Below are 1,979 nucleotides of genomic sequence, written 5' to 3' on the forward strand. Positions count from 1 at the left end.
GGGATGATGGTGGAACAGATACTCCAGACGATCGGTCACTTCGCTTCGCAAGGGACCCGGCAAGGGCAGATCATCCAGATACTGGAATTGCCGGCTATAATCGGGGGCGTCTTCATCGTCCAGATCCCATTCCACGCCTTCCAGCAGGGCTCGGCCTGAATCGGGCAGATTATCATCCAGCGTCCGTCCGGACAAAATCGCCCAGACCCCGGTCCAGCAGCGTGCCAAAGCAATGGGATGATACCCTCCTCCACCCAGCACCAGCAAACGCGGGCTTTCGGCGAGCAAACGCCGAAGCACCTGCCAGAACAGTCCATTGGATATCCGGAATTTGCTCAGCGGATCGGGAGACAAAATGTCCGTACCCGCCTGCAAGACCACCACATCCGGAACAAACTGCCCCATGACCCGGGGCCATAGGGCCTCGAAAACTGCCGCGTATTCCGTGTCGTTGATTTCTGCGGGCAGGGGCAGATTGACTGCCATGCCTTCATGGTCATCCAGCCCACCCCCCTGAAAAGGATAGGCATAGGCCGTGTCCATATGCAGGGAAACCGTCAAGGTATCAGGGTCCGCACGAAAAGCTGCCTCTACACCGTCGCCATGATGGGCGTCCATATCCCAGTACAGCACCCGCAGCCCGGCCTTGCGCAGTCGCTGGATAGCCAGCACCGGATCATTCAGATAACAAAATCCGCGCGCCTGACCGGGTGCCGCATGGTGCATGCCTCCTGCCGGACTGAAAGCGGTGAAACCCTGCAATACCTGCTCTGCAGCCAATATGCTGGAGCCCGTAGCCAGATTGGGCGTATCAAAAAAACCGGGGAAATAGGGATTTTCCAAGGTACCCAGTTGATATTGTTTACGATCTGCATCGCGGACATTACCGCGAAACTGGGCGCGTTCAAAGGCCTGGATATAATCGCGGGTATGAAAGCCAAACAGCTCCTGGTGACTGGCCGGACGTCCCAGGCAATATTCCTCGGGAGCAATAGCCCCATAACTGTTGATCAGATCCAGAGTCAGGGAAACGCGTGGAATCGCCAGCGGATGATTGCTGCCATAACTGGCGCGGCGATATCGGGCAGCGCCGACAAAGCGGGCCGGACGCGTGGCCGCAAGTCGTGGCTGCAATAATTCTTTTTCATTCATCAGCCATGCCCCCGCAGGCGCAGGTACACTTCGGGCAGACGCGCCGGCAGGCTATCCAGATGCGGCAGCACCAGATAATGTCCCTGCCCGAAAACCTGCGGCAAATATTCTCCACCTTGGGGATCAAGACTGATACAGAAGGCGTGAATACCCAGTTCCAGCGCTTCCCGCACCGCCATGCGGGTATCTTCCTGCAAATAGCGGGCATCTCCCCCGTCATCATAATCTGCCGGACGACCATCGGAAAGAATCAGTAACAGGCGGCGCTGGGCAGGGCTGCGCAGCATCAGTTTGCTGCTGTGGCGGATAGCCGCGCCCATGCGCGTCGCCAGACGCCCCGACAAGCCTCCCAGCAGGGCCCTGGCTCTTGCGTCAAATCTGTCGGTGAAGCGCTTGATGGGATACATCAGCACCTCATCATGATATTTGCTCGCAAAACCATAGACCGCAAAAGGATCCCCCACTTCCAGCAATGCCTCGCCAAAAAGCAGCATGGCTGCACGCAGCCGGTCCACTACCCGCACCCCGGAATCTCCGGCTTCGGCCATGATCGAGGTGGAAAGATCGGCCAGCAGCAACACCGCCGTATCCCTTTGCTGGGGACGACGCTGCAAATACACGCTGGCTTTGGGCGAACGTCCGGCACGTTTTTCAATCAGAAACTGCACAGCGGCTTCAAGATCCGGTTCCTCCCCTTCATACTGACGACGACGGGGAGACATCCGGGTCGGCTTCTGGGCCTGCAAGGCGCGCTTCAGACGCCGCAAAGTCCCATCATATTCAGCCGCTATTTCAATGGCCTTGGCTTCATCTTTTTCGCGCAGCTT

The 1,979-nt window shown here is 58.0% G+C and carries 2 protein-coding genes; both read right to left on the reverse strand.

Going from position 1 to position 1,979, the window contains the following annotated elements; translation table 11 throughout:
- Positions 1-1,152, reverse strand: a 1,152-nt coding sequence (locus AC2VLY_RS16860; RefSeq protein ID WP_486891959.1) for an acetoin utilization protein AcuC, incomplete at its 3' end; no start/stop codon positions are given.
- Positions 1,152-1,979: nitric oxide reductase activation protein NorD (locus AC2VLY_RS16865; RefSeq protein WP_486922691.1), on the reverse strand; the 828-nt coding region annotated here is incomplete at its 5' end. The genes AC2VLY_RS16860 and AC2VLY_RS16865, both read right to left, overlap by 1 nt.

The organism is Acidithiobacillus sp. TH-A36 (genome assembly GCF_057473445.1).